18 protein-coding genes are annotated in these 18,035 nt (G+C 67.8%); 12 read left to right on the top strand and 6 right to left on the bottom strand.

Going from position 1 to position 18,035, the window contains the following annotated elements:
• Positions 1-28: 28 nt before the first annotated feature.
• Positions 29-184: a DUF1328 domain-containing protein gene (locus AB9O74_RS08515; RefSeq protein ID WP_019184873.1), complete on the top strand. Its 156-nt coding sequence runs from the start codon at positions 29-31 to the stop codon at positions 182-184.
• Between the two features lie 81 nt (positions 185-265).
• Here the strand turns inward: AB9O74_RS08515 and ddlA are convergent, their stop codons facing one another.
• Positions 266-1,372, bottom strand: coding sequence for a D-alanine--D-alanine ligase (gene ddlA, locus AB9O74_RS08520; RefSeq protein WP_369349026.1), 1,107 nt, complete (start codon positions 1,370-1,372; stop codon positions 266-268).
• A gap of 127 nt (positions 1,373-1,499) precedes the next feature.
• On the opposite strand from ddlA, the gene AB9O74_RS08525 reads away from it, so the two are divergent.
• The 3 genes from AB9O74_RS08525 to AB9O74_RS08535 are packed head-to-tail and all read left to right on the top strand — an operon-like array spanning position 1,500 to position 4,500.
• Positions 1,500-2,141, top strand: a complete 642-nt coding sequence (locus AB9O74_RS08525) for an SCP2 domain-containing protein (RefSeq protein WP_176990214.1) — start codon at positions 1,500-1,502, stop codon at positions 2,139-2,141.
• Positions 2,138-3,796, top strand: a complete 1,659-nt coding sequence (gene ubiB / locus AB9O74_RS08530) for a ubiquinone biosynthesis regulatory protein kinase UbiB (RefSeq protein WP_369349027.1) — start codon at positions 2,138-2,140, stop codon at positions 3,794-3,796. The genes AB9O74_RS08525 and ubiB overlap by 4 nt, the downstream gene beginning before the upstream one ends.
• Positions 3,793-4,500, top strand: a complete 708-nt coding sequence (locus tag AB9O74_RS08535; RefSeq protein ID WP_369349028.1) for a pseudouridine synthase — start codon at positions 3,793-3,795, stop codon at positions 4,498-4,500. Before ubiB ends, AB9O74_RS08535 begins: the two co-directional genes overlap by 4 nt.
• 44 nt (positions 4,501-4,544) lie before the next feature.
• On the opposite strand, the gene AB9O74_RS08540 is transcribed toward AB9O74_RS08535, so the two are convergent.
• Entirely contained in the window at positions 4,545-5,075 is a 531-nt protein-coding gene (locus AB9O74_RS08540) for a DUF2059 domain-containing protein (protein WP_241696585.1), read from the bottom strand.
• A gap of 156 nt (positions 5,076-5,231) precedes the next feature.
• Between AB9O74_RS08540 and arfB the strand changes: the two genes are divergently transcribed.
• The 3 genes from arfB (at position 5,232) to dcp (ending at position 8,573) form a co-directional block, all read left to right on the top strand.
• Positions 5,232-5,663 (top strand): alternative ribosome rescue aminoacyl-tRNA hydrolase ArfB, encoded by a 432-nt coding sequence (gene arfB, locus AB9O74_RS08545; RefSeq protein ID WP_121044396.1) that lies wholly within the window; start codon positions 5,232-5,234, stop codon positions 5,661-5,663.
• A gap of 46 nt (positions 5,664-5,709) precedes the next feature.
• The gene (locus AB9O74_RS08550) at positions 5,710-6,270 is read left to right on the top strand and encodes a lysophospholipid acyltransferase family protein (protein WP_241696584.1); all 561 of its coding nucleotides are present in this window, start codon (positions 5,710-5,712) and stop codon (positions 6,268-6,270) included.
• A 146-nt stretch (positions 6,271-6,416) separates the two neighbouring features.
• Positions 6,417-8,573 (top strand): peptidyl-dipeptidase Dcp, encoded by a 2,157-nt coding sequence (dcp, locus tag AB9O74_RS08555; protein WP_369349029.1) that lies wholly within the window; start codon positions 6,417-6,419, stop codon positions 8,571-8,573.
• Positions 8,574-8,714: 141 nt separating this feature from the next.
• Here the strand turns inward: dcp and AB9O74_RS08560 are convergent, their stop codons facing one another.
• Positions 8,715-9,164 carry a 3-dehydroquinate dehydratase gene (locus tag AB9O74_RS08560; RefSeq protein ID WP_046272278.1) on the bottom strand — a complete coding sequence of 150 codons (450 nt, stop codon included), beginning with the start codon at positions 9,162-9,164 and terminating at the stop codon, positions 8,715-8,717.
• A gap of 3 nt (positions 9,165-9,167) precedes the next feature.
• Positions 9,168-9,578, bottom strand: a complete 411-nt coding sequence (locus tag AB9O74_RS08565; protein ID WP_369349030.1) for a hypothetical protein — start codon at positions 9,576-9,578, stop codon at positions 9,168-9,170.
• A 178-nt stretch (positions 9,579-9,756) separates the two neighbouring features.
• Here AB9O74_RS08565 and lepB point away from each other — a divergent pair, with 178 nt between their 5' ends.
• Both lepB and AB9O74_RS08575 read left to right on the top strand, forming a co-directional pair.
• Positions 9,757-10,389, top strand: coding sequence for a signal peptidase I (gene lepB / locus AB9O74_RS08570; RefSeq protein WP_369349031.1), 633 nt, complete (start codon positions 9,757-9,759; stop codon positions 10,387-10,389).
• A gap of 132 nt (positions 10,390-10,521) precedes the next feature.
• A complete protein-coding gene (locus AB9O74_RS08575) occupies positions 10,522-11,796 on the top strand; it encodes an MFS transporter (protein ID WP_176990207.1) in 1,275 nt (424 codons plus the stop codon).
• Here the strand turns inward: AB9O74_RS08575 and AB9O74_RS08580 are convergent.
• Together AB9O74_RS08580 and AB9O74_RS08585 are read right to left on the bottom strand one after the other, a co-directional pair.
• Positions 11,786-12,688: a LysR substrate-binding domain-containing protein gene (locus tag AB9O74_RS08580; RefSeq protein ID WP_179460523.1), complete on the bottom strand. Its 903-nt coding sequence runs from the start codon at positions 12,686-12,688 to the stop codon at positions 11,786-11,788. The two genes, AB9O74_RS08575 and AB9O74_RS08580, sit on opposite strands and share 11 nt — an antisense overlap.
• Positions 12,689-12,698: 10 nt before the next feature.
• Positions 12,699-13,664, bottom strand: coding sequence for a LysR family transcriptional regulator (locus AB9O74_RS08585; RefSeq protein WP_121044373.1), 966 nt, complete (start codon positions 13,662-13,664; stop codon positions 12,699-12,701).
• Positions 13,665-13,772: 108 nt separating this feature from the next.
• Here AB9O74_RS08585 and aceB point away from each other — a divergent pair, with 108 nt between their 5' ends.
• The 3 genes from aceB (at position 13,773) to AB9O74_RS08600 (ending at position 18,034) form a co-directional block, all read left to right on the top strand.
• Entirely contained in the window at positions 13,773-15,419 is a 1,647-nt protein-coding gene (aceB, locus tag AB9O74_RS08590) for a malate synthase A (protein WP_354275001.1), read from the top strand.
• 52 nt (positions 15,420-15,471) lie between these two features.
• Positions 15,472-16,764, top strand: a complete 1,293-nt coding sequence (aceA, locus tag AB9O74_RS08595) for an isocitrate lyase (protein ID WP_159498903.1) — start codon at positions 15,472-15,474, stop codon at positions 16,762-16,764.
• Positions 16,765-16,987: 223 nt separating this feature from the next.
• The gene (locus tag AB9O74_RS08600) at positions 16,988-18,034 is read left to right on the top strand and encodes a GGDEF domain-containing protein (RefSeq protein WP_176990203.1); all 1,047 of its coding nucleotides are present in this window, start codon (positions 16,988-16,990) and stop codon (positions 18,032-18,034) included.
• Position 18,035 lies beyond the last annotated feature (1 nt).

The following is an 18,035-nucleotide window of genomic DNA, read 5'->3' on the forward strand; positions in this document are numbered from 1 at the left end:
TCCGGCACGCATCAACGCGAGGGTCGACATGCTGCATTACGCCGTCATCTTTTTTGTCATCGCCATCATCGCGGCGGTACTTGGTTTCTCGGGCATTGCCGGCGCCGCCAGCAACGTGGCCTGGATCCTGTTCGTCGTGTTCCTGATCCTGGCGGTGGTGTCGATGTTCCGCAAGCGGACCTAGTGTCCCGCGCGTCCCACGCCACCTCTCTCCGGCGTGGGACGCGCAGCGGAAACCATGACGGCCTGACATCGGCAACGATGCTCAGGCCGTCGTTGCGATGGAGCTCTGCAGATCGCGCTCATGCGCATGCCGGGCCATCGCCAGCTCCAGCAGCCGCGTGATCAGCGCGGTGTAATCCAGGCCGCTGGCCGCCCACAGCTTCGGGTACATGCTGATGCGGGTGAAGCCGGGCAGCGTGTTGATCTCATTGATCACCACCTCACCGGCCGGCGTCAGGAACACATCCACCCGGGCCAGGCCGGCACAGTCCAGCGCCTGGTAGGCCTGCACCGCGATGTCCCGGATGCGGGCCTGCTGCGCCGCCGTGATCGCCGCCGGCACCACGATGTCCGCACCGTTTTCGCTGATGTACTTGGTGTCGTAGGAATAGAAATCATCGTGCACGACCACCTCGCCACAGACGCTGGCTTCCGGGTGCTCGTTGCCCAGCACCGCGCATTCGATCTCTCGGCCGTCGATCGCCGATTCCACCAGCGCCTTGTGATCGAACGAGAGTGCCAGCGCGAGCGCGGCATGGAATTCCGCTTCGGTACGCACCTTGCTCACGCCCACCGATGAGCCCTGGTTGGCCGGCTTCACGAACAGCGGCGTGCCCAGCTCGGCAACCAGCGCGATGTAATCGGCGCGGGCCGCAGTGACCCGGTTGAAGCAGGCGAACGGCGCCACCGCCAGCCCGGCATCGCGCAGCAGGCGCTTGGCCACGTCCTTGTCCATCGCCACCGCCGAGCCCAGCACGCCGGAGCCGACGAAGGGCAGGTTGGCCATGCGCAGCAGGCCCTGCAGCGAGCCATCCTCGCCCAGCGTGCCGTGCACGATCGGGAACACCACGTCGATCTGCTCCAGCGCGGTGGCCGGGTCGGTCGGGACCAGCTGCTGGCGCTCCAGGCCCGGCCGCACCGCCACCGCATTGCCCGAGCGGTGCAATGCGATCCGTGCCGGATCGCCCGCGTTGAGCAGGAAGTCATGCGGGTCGCTGACGTGCCACTGGCCCTGCTTGTCGATGCCGATCAGGCTGACTTCGAAACGCTCCTTGTCCAAGGCATCGAGAATGTTCTTCGCCGACTGCAGCGAAACCTCGTGTTCGGCCGACCGGCCGCCGAAGATGATGCCTACCCGGGTCTTGCCCATGCCTGTTGCCGCTCCTGCTGCTGTGTTGGGAGCCATAGCATGAACCGAGTCGGTGCCCGGCAAACACCCTCTGCCGTGTCGTCGCGCTCGCCGCCCGTCGTTCAAGGGGGCGCGGTAGAATGCGCTGATGGCCCGTTCCCTGCTCTCCTCCCTCAAACCGCTGGCCGGCAATGCGCTGCAGCTCACGCTCAACCGCGCGCTGGCGCTGGACCCGGACACCCGCAGCGCGCTGGCCGCGCTGGATGGCCGCCACATCGCCCTGACCCTGGAATCGCCCGCGCTGGCGATGCGGATCGGGGTGGACGGTGAACGCCTCACGGTCGGTCCGGTCGACCCGCAGCAGGAGCCGGACCTGGCCGTGCGCAGCACGCTGGGTGGGGTGCTGGCCCAGTTGCCGTTCCTGGCCAACGCACGCCGCGGCGGCGACGCGCCGGCCGGGCGGGTCAAGGTCTCCGGCGATGCCGAGCTGGCCCGCCGCCTGCAGCAGCTGGCGACCCGTTTCGATCCGGACTGGCAGCAGCCGTTCGTGCGCGTGTTCGGCGAGGTGATGGGCGTGCAGATCGCCAACGCCCTGCGCTCGGCCCTGCAGCACGCCCGCCGCGGCGCGTCCGACCTGGCGCACAGCGCCGCTGAATTTGTCACCGAGGAGTCGCGCGACGTGGTACCGCGAGCAGAACTGGATGCCTTCCACGACGATGTGGACGTGATGCGTGATGACGTCGAACGCTTGGCCGTGCGCGTGCAGCGCCTGCGGCAGGTGGGCGCATGAAGGCGATCTTCCGGGCCAGTCGCATCGGCCGCATCATCCTGCGCTACCGCCTCGACGATCTGCTCCAGGGCACCCCGGCCGAGCGCTGGCTGCGCCTGGCCAAGCCGTTCGTGCCGCGTGCCTCGGCCGACATTGCCGCACAGTCGCGCGGGGCCCGCCTGCGCCTGGCGCTGCAGGACCTCGGCCCGATCTTCGTCAAGTTCGGGCAGATCCTCTCGACCCGCCGTGACCTGATCCCGGCCGATGTGGCCAACGAACTCACCCTGCTGCAGGACCGGGTCAAGCCGTTCGACGGCGCCACCGCGCAGGCCATCGTCGAGCGCGCGCTCGGCCGCCCGGTCAGCGAAGCGTTCGCCAGCTTCGACCTGCAGCCGCTCGCCTCGGCCTCGATCGCACAGGTGCACGCGGCCACGCTCGCCGACGGCCGCCAGGTGGTGGTCAAGGTGCTGCGCCCGGACATCGAAAAACAGATCGACGCGGACATCGCGCTGCTGAAGTCGGCCGCCGCGCTGATCGAGCGCGCCCACCCGCGCGCCGACAAGATCCGCCCGCGCGAAGTGGTCGCCGAGGTCGAGAACACCCTGGCCGCCGAGCTGGACCTGCAGCGCGAAGGCGCCAATGCCAGCGTGCTGCGCCGGTTCTGGATGGACTCGGACGATCTGTACGTGCCCGAGGTGATCTGGAGCCACACCGCCGAGCGCGCGCTGACCCTGGAACGCGTGTGGGGCATCCCGTCGGACGACATCGTCGCGCTGGACAAGGCCGGCATCGACCGCAAGGCGCTGGCCGCCAAGGGCGTGCGGGTGTTCTACACCCAGGTGTTCCGCGACAATTTCTTCCACGCCGATGCGCACGCCGGCAACATCTGGGTCGACACCGATCCGGCGCGCCGCGCCAACCCGCGCTTCATCGCGCTGGACTTCGGCATCATGGGCCAGCTCTCCGAAGAAGATCAGTACTACCTGGCCGAGAACTTCATGGCCATCTTCAACAAGGATTACCGGCGCATGGCCGCGCTCCATGTCGAAGCCGGCTGGATGCCCAACAACGTGCGCATCGACGAACTTGAAGCGGCCGCGCGTTCGGTATGCGAACCCTATTTCACCCGCCCGCTGTCGCAGATCTCGCTGGCCGAGGTGCTGATCAAGCTGTTCCGCGTGGCCCAGCGCTACGAGCTCACGTTGCAGCCGCAGCTGATCCTGCTGCAGAAGACCCTGCTCAACATCGAAGGCGTCGGCCGTCAGCTCGATCCCGAGCTGGACATCTGGGCGGTCGCGCGGCCGGTGCTGGAACGCATCCTGCGCGAGCGCTACAGCCCGCGCCGCGTGCTCAAGGAAGTGCGCAAGCGCCTGCCCGAAATCATGACGCATACGCCGGACATGCCGCGCCTGGTCCACGCCTGGCTGCGCCAGCAGGTGGAAGGCGACCACGAACTGTCGATGCGCTCGCGCGATCTGGCGGCGCTGAATGTCAGCGTGCAGAAACTGCAGAAGCGCGCGGTGGCCGCGATCGCCGGCGTCGGCCTGATGATCGTCGCCGCGGTGCTGTATGGCCTGCAGCCGGGGGGCTGGTACTTCGGCGATGCCCCAGTGTGGAGCTGGGTGACCGGCGCGGCGGGCGTGTTCTCGCTGGCCAGTGCCTGGTGGCGCCGATGAGCGCCCTCCTTCCCCCCCTGCAGCTGTTGTACCTGGACGACCAGCTTGCCGTGGTCAACAAGCCCGCCGGGTTGATGGTCCACGACAGCAAGCTCGCCCGGGGCGAAGACGACTTCCTCGCCGACCGCCTGCGCGAACAGCTCGGCAAGCCGATCTTCCTCGTCCACCGCCTGGACCGCGCCACCAGCGGCTGCCTGCTGCTCGCCTTTGATCGCGACAGCGCCAGCGTGCTCGGCAAATCGCTGATGGGCGGCGACGTCACCAAGGATTACCTCGCGATCTGCCGCGGCTGGCCGGCCGAAGACGCCTTCACCGTCGACCACGACCTCGATGGCGGCCCCGGCAAACCGGTCAAGAAGCAGGCGATCACCCACTTCCAGCGCGTCGCCGTGGGCGAGATCGCCATCCCGATGGGCGAGTTCGAGACCTCACGCTACGCCCTGCTGCGCTGCCAGCCGCAGACCGGCCGCTTCCGCCAGATCCGCCGCCACCTCAAGCACCTCTCGCATCACCTGATCGGCGACACCAGCCATGGCGATGGCCGCCACAACCGCAGCTTCCGCATGCAGGGCATCCACCGCATGCTCCTGCACGCCGAGCGCCTGCGCTTCCCGCATCCGGATGGCACGCCGATGGACATCAGCGCGCCGGTGGACGGCGAGTTCCGCAAGGCCATGGATCTGTTTGGCTGGGAACTCGCCTGACGCCTGATGCCGTGCGATAGCCGACCAGCGGTCGGCTCTACCGGTTACTTCCTGGCGGGCGCGGCCGCCGGCGCCGGCTCATTCACGATCGCCTCCAGGTCTTTCTGCAGATCCACGAACAGCGGCTGCATCTTGGTCTGGATCGCCACCATCACGTTCTGCATCAGCGCCGGCGTCTTGTCCAACAGACTCTGCCCGGCCGAACTCTCGTAGAACTCGGCCATCGCCAGCACGTCTTCCTTGCTGAAGGTCTGCTTGTACAGATCCACGTACATCGGCCGCAGCTCCTTCCAGGACAGCGCCTGGCGCACCGTCTGGCTGGTCCGCTGCTCGATCCGCTGCAGCTGCGCCTGCTGCGTCGCGTCCAGCTGACGCTGCTGCGCCACCTGCTGGAACTGCTGGCGCTGCATCGCCTCGATCTGCGGCAGCATCGTATCGAGCATGCTCTGCGCCCGCGACGCGGCCAGCAGCCGGTTGATGTCGGCATCCGACGGCGGTGCGGCCAGGGCCGGCGCGATCGCGGCCAGGCCCAGGACCAGGGCCAGAGTGAGGCGGCTCAGGCCGCGGCGGGCCATCGGGCGGATCAGGGACATGGCGGAGCATCCTGCGTTGCGTGGACTGCGGAGAATACCTGCGATGGCGTCATCAGGCCGTAATTGAGGACGTTATCGACGATATCCACGCACGTTGCAGCCCCCCGGCCGGCGGGTCCTCCCCTTACAATGCCGCCCATGGGCAACGGGCCAGTCACCATCAGCGCGCACCTGACGATTCCGGACACGGAACTCGTCGAGCGGTTCGTGCGCGCCAGTGGCGCCGGTGGCCAGAACGTCAACAAGGTCTCCACCGCCGTCGAACTGCGCTTCGACGTGGCCGGCTCGCCTTCGTTGCCCGAGCCGTTGCGCGCGCGCCTGCTGGCCCGCCGCGACCGGCGCATGACCGGCGAAGGCGTGCTGGTCATCGATGCACAGCGTTTCCGAACCCAGGACCGTAACCGCGAGGACGCGCGCGATCGACTGGCCGCCTTCATCCAGGCGGGGCTGAGCGTGCCGAAGGCACGCGTGGCCACCAAGCCGACCTACGGGTCGAAACTGCGTCGTCTGGACGCCAAAAAGGGGCGCGCGCAGATCAAGCGCGGGCGCACCACACGCAATTGGGAGTGATTGCTTGAACAACCGAAGTCCGTTGTTGCCGGTGGTTCCGCCGAACATGCCGCAGGTCAAACCGAACCGCTTCCTCCGCTGGCTGGCCCGCTGCACGCTGCGCCTGGGCGGCTGGAAAGTGACCGGGACCCTGCCCGATGTGCCCAAAGTGGTGTTCATCATCGCCCCGCACTCATCCAACTGGGACGGTTTCTGGGGCATGGCGGCGAAGATCGCGCTGGGCATGCAGGTCAAGGTGCTGGGCAAGGCCTCGCTGTTCTGGTGGCCGCTGGGCCCGCTGCTGCGCAGGCTCGGCGTCATCCCGCTGGACCGCAGTTCGCCGCAGGGCACCGTCGAGCAGGCGGTCAGCCTGATCCGCGGCTCAGACCGCCTGTGGTACGCGATCACCCCGGAGGGCACGCGCAAGGCCGTGCAGCACTGGAAGGCCGGGTTCCTCAAGATCGCGCGCATGGCCGACGTGCCGGTGCTGGCCGCCTATTTCCACTACCCGGAAAAGACCATCGGCATCGGCCCGCTGTTCCATCCCACCGGCAACGACGTGGCCGATATGGCCGCGATCCGCGAGTACTACCGGCCCTGGCAGGGCAAGACCCGCGGCACCGTCTGAGCGCCGCCGGGCGGGCCGGACGGGGTAGCCCCCACGGCCCGCACAGCCACGCGCCACGACCGGCACATGCCGCCTGCGGGCTTTGGGAGTAGGGTGATCGGCTGCGGGATTTTCCATCCCGCGCCCTCATCCAAGGAGCCCGTTTCATGTCGCGTACCGTAGTTTTGGCCGCTGCCATCAGCCTGGCGCTGGCGGCCTGTTCCGGCAAGGAGTCCACCCCCGTGACCGATACCCAGCCCGCGCCGACCCAGCAGCCGGCCGATGCCTCCGCCAACCCGCTGTTGAGCGCCAGCACGCTGCCGTTCCAGGCGCCGCCGTTCGACAGGATCAAGGACGGTGACTACCTGCCGGCCTTCAACGAAGGCATGAAGCAGCACCTGGCCGAAGTCCGCAAGATCGCCGACAACCCCGAGCCGGCCACCTTCGACAACACCATCGAAGCGCTGGAGCGCAGCGGCGAGACCCTGACCCGCGTGTCGCGCATTTTCTTCGGCCTGGTCCAGGCCGATACCAACGATGCACGCCAGAAGGTGCAGGAAGAAGTCGCTCCGAAGCTGGCCGAGCACCAGGACGAGATCAACCTCGACCCGAAGCTGTTCGCCCGCATCAAGACCATTTACGACCAGCGCGACGCGCTGGGCCTGGACCCGGTGCAGAAGCGCCTGGTTGAGCGTGACTACCAGGAGTTCGTGCGCGCCGGCGCGCAGTTGAACGATGCCGACAAGGCCTCGCTGCGCAAGCTCAACGTGGAAGAAACCACGCTGGCCACGCAGTTCCACACCCGCCTGGTCGCCGCGACCGCCGCCGGTGCCGTGGTCGTCGATGACAAGGCCAAGCTGGCCGGCCTGGACGAGGATGCGATCAACACCGCCGCCGCCGATGCCAAGGCCCGCAACCTCGAGGGCAAGTACCTGCTGCCGCTGCAGAACACCACCCAGCAGCCGGTACTCGGCTCGCTGAGCGACCGCGAGCAGCGCGCTGCCGTGCTCAAGGCCTCGGAGACCCGTGCCGAGAAGGGCGACGCCAACGACACCCGCGAGACCATCCAGCGCCTGGCCCAGCTGCGCGCGCAGAAGGCCAAGCTGCTCGGCTTCGAGAACTACGCCGCCTACAGCCTGGCCGACCAGATGGCCAAGACCCCGGCCGCCGCGCTCAAGCTGCTGACCGACACCGTGCCGGCCGCTACTGCCAAGGCGCGTGGCGAGATCAGCGAAATGCAGAAGGTGATCGACGCGCAGAAGGGCGGCTTCAAGCTGACCGCATCGGATTGGGACTTCTACGCCGAACAGGTGCGCAAGGCGCAGTACGACCTGGACGAATCGCAGATCAAGCCGTACTTCGAGATGGACAACGTGCTGCAGAACGGCGTCTTCTACGCCGCCACGCAGCTGTACGGCATCACCTTCAAGCCGCGTACCGACATCCCGACCTACCACCCGGACATGAAGGTCTACGAAGTGTTCGACAAGGACGGCACCTCGCTGGCCCTGTTCTACACCGACTACTTCAAGCGTGACAGCAAGTCCGGTGGCGCCTGGATGGACGTGTTCGTCGAACAGGACGGCCTGACCGGTGCCAAGCCGGTGGTCTACAACGTGTGCAACTTCACCAAGCCAGCCGCCGGCCAGCCCGCGCTGCTGAGCTTCGATGACGTGACCACGATGTTCCATGAGTTCGGCCACGCGCTGCATGGCATGTTCTCGAAGGTGAAGTACCCGTCCATCGCCGGTACCAGCACCTCGCGCGACTTCGTCGAGTTCCCCTCGCAGTTCAACGAGCACTGGGCGCTGGACCCGAAGGTCTTCGCCAACTACGCCAAGAACTACAAGACCGGCGAGCCGATGCCGCAGGCGCTGGTCGACAAGATCCTCAAGGCGCGCACCTTCAACCAGGGCTATGCGACCACCGAGTACCTCTCGGCCGCACTGCTCGACCTGGCCTGGCACACCCAGCCGGCCGACGCCAAGCTGCAGGACGTCGCTCCGTTTGAAGCGGCCGCGCTGAAGAAGTTCAAGGTCGACCTGCCGCAGGTGCCGCCGCGCTACCGCACCAGCTACTTCGATCACATCTGGGGTGGCGGGTATTCGTCCGGCTACTACGCCTACTTCTGGGCCGAAGTGCTCGACCATGACGCTTTCGAGTGGTTCAAGGAGAACGGCGGCCTGACCCCGGCGAACGGCCAGGTGTTCCGCGACAAGATCCTCTCCCGCGGCAACAGCGTGGAGCTGGCCGATCTGTACCGCGAGTTCCGCGGCAAGGATCCGTCGGTGGAACCGCTGCTGGTCAATCGTGGCCTGAAGTAATCGCGGCATCCCGGTAGGTACCGACCGTTGGTCGGTACGCCGGTGACTGGCCGATACGCCTGCCGCCGGCACACTGAAACGAAAACGGCAGGGGAAACCCTGCCGTTTTTTTTGGGGTTGCCGCCCCACCGACCCCGCGCATCACGTCCCTACGTGCACGCCTTCGGCGATCTCACTGCACCCCAGGTGATCCAGCGCGATCTCCAGCGCGTGCATGTAGCTCTGCGCGCAGTACCCGCGCGCCACGCCGATGCGCTGGCCCACATCCGCCGGCAGGCACGCCTCCGGGGCGCGCGCATCGTCGTCGTGCACTTCCACGTAGGCGTTGTGCAGATGCGGCAGCAGGCGCTGCAGGCGCGCGCTGTCCACGCACGCACCGGGATCGAGCAGGGTGACTTCGCCGCGGCTGTGATCGGCCACGCGCAGGGCGTCCAGCAGCTCCTGCTCCGAGCCACAGGCGCGTATCGCCACCGTGGTGCCCGCATCGATCGCGCGATGCACCAGGGATTTCAGGACCAGCGCCGGCAGCGGCTGCGCGGTACGGATCAGCTGCCCGGCCGCTTCCGGCCCACGGATGATGAAGATCGACATGGCTCAACCCTCCACGGCCTGCAGGCGATGGGCGGCGATCGCCAACGACAGGCGACACGCATCCTGGCGGCCGCTGCTGCACACCACCCGCGCGGCCGGGGCATGCTGCGGATGCAGGTGCTCGTCCAGCGCGTCGTCGTCGTTGCTGGCCATCTCGATGTACGGCGCCGGCAGGTCCTCCAGCGCGGTGCGCAGCGCTTGGCCATAACGGGCCCATTGCGGTGCATCGACCGCCGCGGTGGCGATCAGGACCAGCGCCGGGCGGCTGCGCTGGGCACGCTGCAGGCAGCGCACCAGGGCCGGCAGGGTGTCGCAGTCGCGGCAGGCCAGGCGGTGCCCGGCGACCCGCGCAGGCAGCGGCGACGCGTCCGGCACGGCGTTCGACGGTGTATGCCGGATCAGCAGGATGGTCATGGAACGTCTCTTCGAAGCGCCCTTCGGCGCGGTGTCGCCACGATGCGGCCGCGCCCCGTAAAACCGCGATGCCGACCCGGTCCGCCCGGCGTAAACAGTGCGTAGCTTTTTCGGACCCGGCCAGGGAACTTGCCCGCCTCCCGTCCGGTCACAGCCACACACTCCCTGGAGCGCCCGTATGGACACCCCCGCCGCCGCCTCTGCCCCCGCCGACCACCGCCTGCTGCGCTGGCTCAAGAAAGAAGCCCTGCCGCTGCTGGTCATGCTCGGCCTGCTCGCGGCGGCGCGCGACACCTTGGCCAACCACTACCAGGTGCCCAGCGGCTCGATGCAGCACACGCTGATGCCCGGCGACCGGGTGGTGGTGGACATGCGCGCCTACGGCGTGCGCCTGCCGTTCACCTCGGTGGAGCTGCTGCACACCGGCCAGCCGCAGCGCGGTGACGTGGCGGTATTCGATTCGCCGCAGGACGGCACCCGCCTGATCAAGCGTATCGCGGCTGTCGGGGGTGATCGGGTCGACCTGCACGACGGCCACTTGAGCATCAACGGCCATCCGCTGGCCCAGGCCGGCGTCGGCGAAATCGAAGACTTCGGCCCGCATCTGGCGCAGCTGGATCTGGGCCAGGGCGGCGGGCCCGACATCACCGGGCTGACCGTCCCGGCGGGCGAGGTGCTGATGCTCGGCGACCACCGCGGCAACAGCGCCGACGGCCGCTTCTTCGGCCTGGTCCAGGCCAGCGCGCTGTATGGCAAGGCCTCGCACGTCTACTACCGGCGCGGCGAAGGCCTGACCTGGCAGGCGCTGTAATCCCGGCCGTGATCTGAATCGATATCTGGATCGTCTCGATCCAGACCTATCAGGTTATGGATCGACCTGTCTGCGCTGCCTATCCTGAGCGCTGACTCCTCGCTCCGGCCCGTCCACGCGGGCCTTACCGGCATGAATGGCGACACCGCAGCGGTCCCCGACCGCAGCCCCCCGACAACCACCGCAGCGCCGGCCGGCGACCAGATCCATCAGGGCACCCCGGCCTTCCGGCGCACGGCGGCCGCGCTGTTCCTGGCCGGCTTCTCCACCTTCGGGCTGCTCTACACGGTGCAGCCGCTGCTGCCCGAATTCAGTCGCCACTTCGGTGTCTCCGCAGCCAACAGTGCGCTGACCCTGTCGCTGACCACCGGTCTGCTGGCGGTCTCCATGCTGATTGCGGGATTGATCTCCGACCGCATCGGGCGCCGCAGCGTGATGGTCGCGGCGCTGTTGGCGTCCAGCGTGTTGTCCGTCGCCACGGCGATGGTGGATGACTGGACCACGCTGCTGGTGCTGCGCACGCTGCTCGGCATCGCGCTCAGTGGCGTACCGGCGGTGGGCATGACCTACCTCGCCGAAGAAATGGACAGCCGCGCGCTGGGCCTGGCGATGGGCCTGTACATCGGCGGCAACGCGATCGGCGGCATGAGCGGTCGCCTCATCGCGGGCATCGTGGCCGACCACTGGGGCTGGCGCTGGGGCATCGGCGTGGTGTCGCTGATCGCGCTGCTCAGTACCGTGCTGCTATGGATCCAGCTGCCGCCGTCGCGCCACTTCCAGCGCCGCCGTGGCGGCCTGCGCGAACTGCCCGCGCGCTGGCGCAGTCTGTTCGGCGATCCCGGCCTGCCATGGTTGTTCGCCACCGCTTTCGTGTTGATGGGCGTGTTCGTCACCCTCTACAACTATCTCGGTTTCCACCTGCTGGCGCCGCCCTACGGCCTCAGCCAGACCGTGGTCGGCCTGATCTTCAGCGTGTACCTGGTCGGCACCTTCAGCTCGGCCTGGATGGGGCAGCAGGCCAACCGCCATGGCCGCAGCCGCGTGCTGGCGATCTGCTACGGGCTGATCGCGCTGGGCATCGTGCTGCTGGCGATGCCGTGGCTGGGCTGCATGGCCGCCGGCATCGCCTTGGTCACGTTCGGCTTCTTCGGCGGTCACTCGGTGGCCAGCAGCTGGGTCGGCAGCCGCGCCGGTGCAATGCGGGCCGAAGCATCCGCTTTGTACTTGTTCGCCTACTACCTGGGTTCCAGCGTCGCCGGTGTGCTCGGCGGCGTGTTCTACACGCACTGGGATTGGCTGGGCGTGTGCGGCTTCGTCGGCGTACTGACCGTGGCCGGTGGCGTGATCGCCTGGCGCTTGGGGCAACGCGTGCAACCGGGCACCGCCGCGCTCGCGCTCAGCCGCTGACACCCTGCAGCAGACGGGTGAAGTGCCCGATCAACGGTGACGCCGCGCCCCGCCGGCAGGCGACGTGCACTTCCGAACTGGCGGCACGATCACTGAGCGCGACGAAGCGCGCCCCGTCCACCTGGATATGGCTGCACGAGGCGGGCAGTACCGTCACGCCCAGGCCCGAGGCCGCCAGGCTGATCAGCGTCGAAGCTTCCCCGGCTTCCTGCACGATGCGCGGCGTGAAGCCGGCGCTGCGGCACAACGCGATGAAATGATCGTGGATGCCCGCGCCGACCTCGCGCAGGAAACCGACGAACGGCTCATGCGCGAACAGCCGTAGCGCCACCGCCGCATCCGCGGGGAGATCACGCACCAGCGGATGCTGGTCGTGCACCACCAGCGCCAGCGGATCACTGAACAGTTTGCGTGACATCAGCGGCGCGGGCAGGGCACGTTTGCGGATCAACCCGACATCCAGTTCGCCGGCCATCAGCGCATCGATCTGCTGCAGGGTGTTCATCTCGCGCAGCTTCAACTGCACCTGCGGGAACTGCTGGCGGTAGGCGAAGATCGCACGCGGAATCTGCGTGGACAGCGGCGTCGCCCGGGTCAGCCCGATGCGCAGCTCACCGGTTTCCCCGCGCTGCGCGCGCTGGGTCAGATCGATCGCGGTATCCACCCGCGCCAGCACCTCGCGCGCTTGTTCCTGCAGCACGCGCCCGGCATCGGTGAGTTCCACGCGGCGGTTCGCACGCAGGAACAACCGCGCGCCGAGCAGCGTTTCGAGCTGACGGATCTGCTGGCTGAGCGGTGGCTGCGACATCCCCAGCCGCTCGGCCGCCCGGCCGAAGTGCAGCGTCTCGGCGACGGCCAGGAAGTAGCGCAGGTGGCGGAGTTCGATGGACATGGGGCGTGCGTCAGCGCTCGGAATGACCACTTTCATCATAGCTGCGCGGACTGAACAGGTCCGGCTGGATCAGCTCGATGAACGCCCGCGCCTGCGGTGACAGGAACCGCCCGCGCCGCACGATCACCCCATAACTCCGCTCCGGGAACCACGCACTCATCGAGCGCGTCACCAGCTTCTCGCGGTCGGCATCGTGGAGGCAGAGCGCCGGCACGATCGAGATGCCCATGCCCATCGCGACGTACTGCTTGATCACTTCCCAGCCACCGACCTCCAGCGCCACGGTGTAGGGCAGCCGATGCCGCTGGAACACCTGGTCCACCAGCCGGTAGGTGATCTGGCGTTTGGGCGGCAGCACCAGCGGGTACTGCGAGATCGCCTCCAGGCTCAGTTCGCCGTGCGCCAGCGGATGATCGGGCGGGGCGATCAGCACCTGCTCGAAGCGATAGGCCGGGGCGTAGCTGAGGTCGGCCGGCACATCGGTCATCGAGCCCACCGCCAGGTCCGCCGCATCGCTGCGCAGCAGGTCGGTGCCGTCGGCGCTGATCGCGTTGTGCAGGGTCAGGCGGACGTCCGGGTGGCGCTGGCGGAAGCGCTCCACGATGCGCGGCAGCAGGTACAGGATGGTCGAGCTGTTGGCCGCGATGTTGAGCTCGCCGGCATCCAGCCCCTTCACCTTGTCGCGGAAGCTGGCCTCCAGCCCGTCCAGGTTCTCCACCAGCGGCAGCGCCATTTCATACAGCAGCTGGCCTTCGCGGCTGGGCACCAGGCGGCGCCCACTGCGTTCGAACAGGTTGACCCCGAGTTCGCGCTCCAGGGCCTGCAACTGCTGGCTGATGGCGGGCTGGCTGACGAACAGCGCCTCAGCTGCCCGTGAGACTGAGCCGAGGCGAACCGTCTGGCAGAACGCCCGCAGCGGCTTGAGCCGATCGGATTTGTAGGAAAACCGGGGACTTGGCGTGCGCGGCGTGGTCATGGTGTCATGAGTATAAGCACGCCTTATGTAAGCCATTGCAATAACTGCTTTGTCAAATATCGGCGCGGCGGCGCACGGTGGAGCTCAACCGCACCGCAGGAGTCCGCCATGTCCGCCGTCGCTTACGCCACCGCCCAGCCCACCCCCGCCGATGCACCGGCCACCCCCGGCATCGCCCTCACCACCCAGCTGGCGGGCCAGTCCGCGCTGCTGCCGGCGGGGGTACTGGCGCTGCTGGTGTCGCTGCACCGGGCGGTGGAGCCGGAGCGTCAGCGCCGGCTGCAGGCACGGGTGGCCCGCCAGGCGTTCTTCGATGGCGGCGGCCTGCCCGACTTCCGTGCTGATACCGCCGAGATCCGCAGCGGCGACTGGCAGGTCGCCCCGCTGCCGGAAGCGCTGCAGGACCGCCGGGTGGAGATCACCGGCCCGACCGACCCGAAGATGGTCATCAACGCGCTGAACTCCGGCGCCAAGGTGTTCATGGCCGACTTCGAGGATTCCACCGCCCCGGCCTGGCGCAACCTGCTGGCCGGCCAGCAGGCGCTGATCGGCGCGGTGCGTGGCGATCTGACCCACACCGGCCCGTCCGTCGATGGGAAACCGGGCAAGCAGTACACGCTGCGGCCGTTCAACGAGCAGGCCGTGCTGATTGTCCGCCCGCGTGGCTGGCACCTGGATGAGAAGCACGTGCGCATCGATGGCCAGCCGATCGCCGGTGGCCTGTTCGATGCGGCGGTGTTCGCCTTCCACAACGCCCGCACGCTGATGTGCAGGCAGCGTGGGCCGTACTTCTACCTGCCCAAGCTGCAGAGCATGGAAGAGGCGGCGCTGTGGGAGACCGCGCTGTCGCACATCGAGGGCATGCTCGGCCTGCCGCATGGGCAGATCAAGGTCACCGTGCTGATCGAGACCCTGCCGGCGGTGTTCGAGATGGACGAGATCCTGCATGCGCTGCGCGATCGCATCGTCGGCCTGAACTGTGGCCGCTGGGATTACATTTTTTCCTACATCAAGACCTTCCGCCGGCACGCCGACAAGGTGCTGCCCGAGCGCGGCCAGGTGACGATGACCCAGCCGTTCCTGAAGGCCTATTCGGAGCTGCTGATCCGCACCTGCCACCGCCGTGGCGCGCATGCGATGGGTGGCATGGCCGCGCAGATTCCGATCAACCACGACGCGGCCGCCAACGAGCAGGCGATGGCGCGGGTGCGGGCGGACAAGCTGCGCGAAGTCACCGCCGGCCATGACGGCACCTGGGTCGCCCACCCCGCGCTGATCCCGGTCGCGCAGGCGATCTTCGACGAACACATGCCCGGGCCGAACCAGCACCGCGTGCTGCGCAACGACGTGCAGGTCGGCCGCGACGACCTGATCGCCGCGCCCACCGGCACCATCACCCGCGCCGGTTTCGAGGGCAACGTCGAAGTCTGCGTGCGCTACCTGGCCGCCTGGCTGGACGGCAACGGCTGCGTGCCGATCCACCACCTGATGGAAGACGCGGCCACCGCCGAGATCAGCCGCAGCCAGCTGTGGCAGTGGCTGCATACCCCCGGCCAGCACCTGGACGACGGCACCGCCATCGACCTGGCCCTGCTCGACGCCACCCTGGCCCAGCTGCCGGCGCGGCTGGGCGATACCACCGCGCTGCCGGGCAGCGCCCGCATCCCCGAGTCCATCGCGCTGCTGGCCGAACTCAGCCGCCGCGAAGCGCTCACCGACTTCCTGACCCTGCCCGCCTACGACCGTCTCGACTGACCCCCCGCCATCCACCTGCCGTTACCGCATCCGTTCCCTTTGGAGATTCGACATGAGCACCCTGCAGACCGCCGAACAGATCCAGCACGCTTGGAACACCGACCCGCGCTGGGCCGGGATCACCCGCAACTACACCGCCGCCGACGTGGTGCGCCTGCGCGGCACCGTGCACGTGGAGCACTCGCTGGCACGGCTGGGCGCGGAGAAGCTGTGGACGTACCTGCAGGAGAAGGACTTCGTCAACGCGCTGGGTGCGCTGACCGGCAACCAGGCCATGCAGCAGGTCAAGGCCGGCTTGAACGCGATCTACCTGTCCGGCTGGCAGGTCGCCGCCGACGCCAACCTGGCCGGCCAGATGTACCCGGACCAGTCGCTGTACCCGGCCGATTCGGTGCCGGCGGTGGTCAAGCGCATCAACAACACCCTGCTGCGCGCCGACCAGCTGCACCATGCCGAGGGCAAGGATGACATCGACTTCCTGCAGCCGATCGTGGCCGATGCCGAAGCCGGTTTCGGCGGCGTGCTCAACGCCTTCGAACTGATGAAGGCGATGATCGAGGCCGGTGCGGCCGGCGTGCACTTCGAGGACCAGCTGGCCTCGGTGAAGAAGTGCGGGCACATGGGCGGCAAGGTGCTGGTGCCGACCCGCGAGGCGATCGAGAAGCTCAACGCCGCCCGCCTGGCTGCCGACGTGATGGGCGTGCCAACCCTGCTGGTGGCACGTACCGATGCCGAGGCCGCCGACCTGCTGACCAGCGATGTAGATGGCAACGACCAGCCGTTCACCACCGGCGAACGCACCGTGGAAGGCTTCTACAAGACCCGCAACGGCCTGGATCAGGCGATCAGCCGCGGCCTGGCCTATGCGCCCTATGCCGACCTGATCTGGTGCGAGACCGGCAAGCCGGACCTGGAGTTCGCCCGCAAGTTTGCCGAGGCCATCCACGCCAAGTTCCCGGGCAAGCTGCTGGCCTACAACTGCTCGCCCAGCTTCAACTGGAAGAAGAACCTGGACGACGCCACGATCGCGACCTTCCAGAAGGAGATCGCCACCTACGGCTACAAGTTCCAGTTCATCACCTTGGCCGGCTTCCACGCCCTGAACTACTCGATGTTCAACCTGGCCCACGGCTACGCCCGCCGCCAGATGAGCGCCTTCGTGGAGCTGCAGGAGGCCGAGTTCGCCGCCGCCGACCGGGGCTTCACGGCGGTCAAGCACCAGCGCGAGGTCGGCACCGGCTACTTCGACGCGGTGACCCAGGCGATCCAGCAGGGCCAGTCCTCGACCACCGCCCTGAGCGGCTCCACCGAGGAAGAGCAGTTCAACGCGGAACGGGCGGCCTGATAGCCCGGAAGGGAGGCCAGGGAAGGCCTGCAGGGCGGCCGGTCGGGGGACCTGCCGCCCTGTTCCGTAGTCCGGGCCCGTCTTCACATGGCCAGACACGGGAGAACCCACGCCGTTTCACGATGTTGGGGTCTGAAAGTCGGAAATGGGATAGGGCGCACAGTTTTGAGGAGTGCTATCCTCCATGGCTCACCAGGGGGCGCTGGAAAGCGGGTGTTCGGAAATGACCGGCAAGGGTGCGGCGGCGATCATGTGCGAACAGGAACCAGACATCGACCGAAAGGCGATGGCTGAGATCGTGCACGCCATCCTGAGCAATGGCGAGTCCGCATTGTTCTCCGAATTCGGCCGGCAACGCAAGCTGCCTTCAGGCACGCATCTGTTCCACCGCGGCCACGCCGGCAACACGATGTACGTGATCGTCAGCGGCTGCATCGAACTGGACTTCGGCGAAGACCTCGTCGTGAAGTCGCTCGGTCCCAATGAGTTCTTCGGCGAGCTGGGCCTGTTGATCGGCGATCACCAGCGCACGGCCGGCGCGCGTGCGGTCGAGGACAGCATCGTGCTGGAACTGGACCACGAGGATTTCCAGCGCCTGGTCGACCGCGATCCTGGTCTGCTCGCCTACTTCCTGCGCCGCACGATCATGCGCGTGGTCAGCAACGAGCAGGTGCTGATCCGCCAGCTGCGCCGCCGCAATCACGATCTCGAAACCGCGCTGGACAATCTCTACGTCACCACCCATCAGCTCACCCACACCCGCGAGCTGGTGCGCACCGATGAACTGACCGGCCTGCACAACCGGCGCGGTCTGGCGCTGTACCTGCAGGAATGCCGTGCCCAGGAAGACAGCGCGCCGCAGGGCCTGCTGCTGATCGACTGCGACCAGTTCAAGCAGGTCAACGACGTGCACGGCCACCAGGCCGGCGACCGCGTGCTGCAGAGCGTGGCCAACATCCTGCGCTCGGTGGCCACCGAGCCGGACGTGGCCTGCCGGCTCGGTGGCGACGAATTCTGCCTGCTGCTGCGCAGCGCCGACCAGGACAGCCTGCAGCACGCCGCCGAGTTCATCCTCAGCGCGGTGCATGGCCTGATCGGCCGCGCCCACGGCGTGCCGCATGTGTGCCCGGTCAGCATCGGCGTCTGCCTGATCGACCCGCGGACCGACTGGAGCGAGTGGTACGCCCGGGCCGACAATGCGCTGTACCAGGCCAAACGGCTGGGCGGCAACCGATTGCACTGGTCGCGATCAGCGACCGCCACACCCTGAT

It is taken from the genome of Stenotrophomonas sp. JAG2, assembly GCF_041080745.1.
GTDB classification, from domain to species: domain Bacteria; phylum Pseudomonadota; class Gammaproteobacteria; order Xanthomonadales; family Xanthomonadaceae; genus Stenotrophomonas; species Stenotrophomonas maltophilia_AA.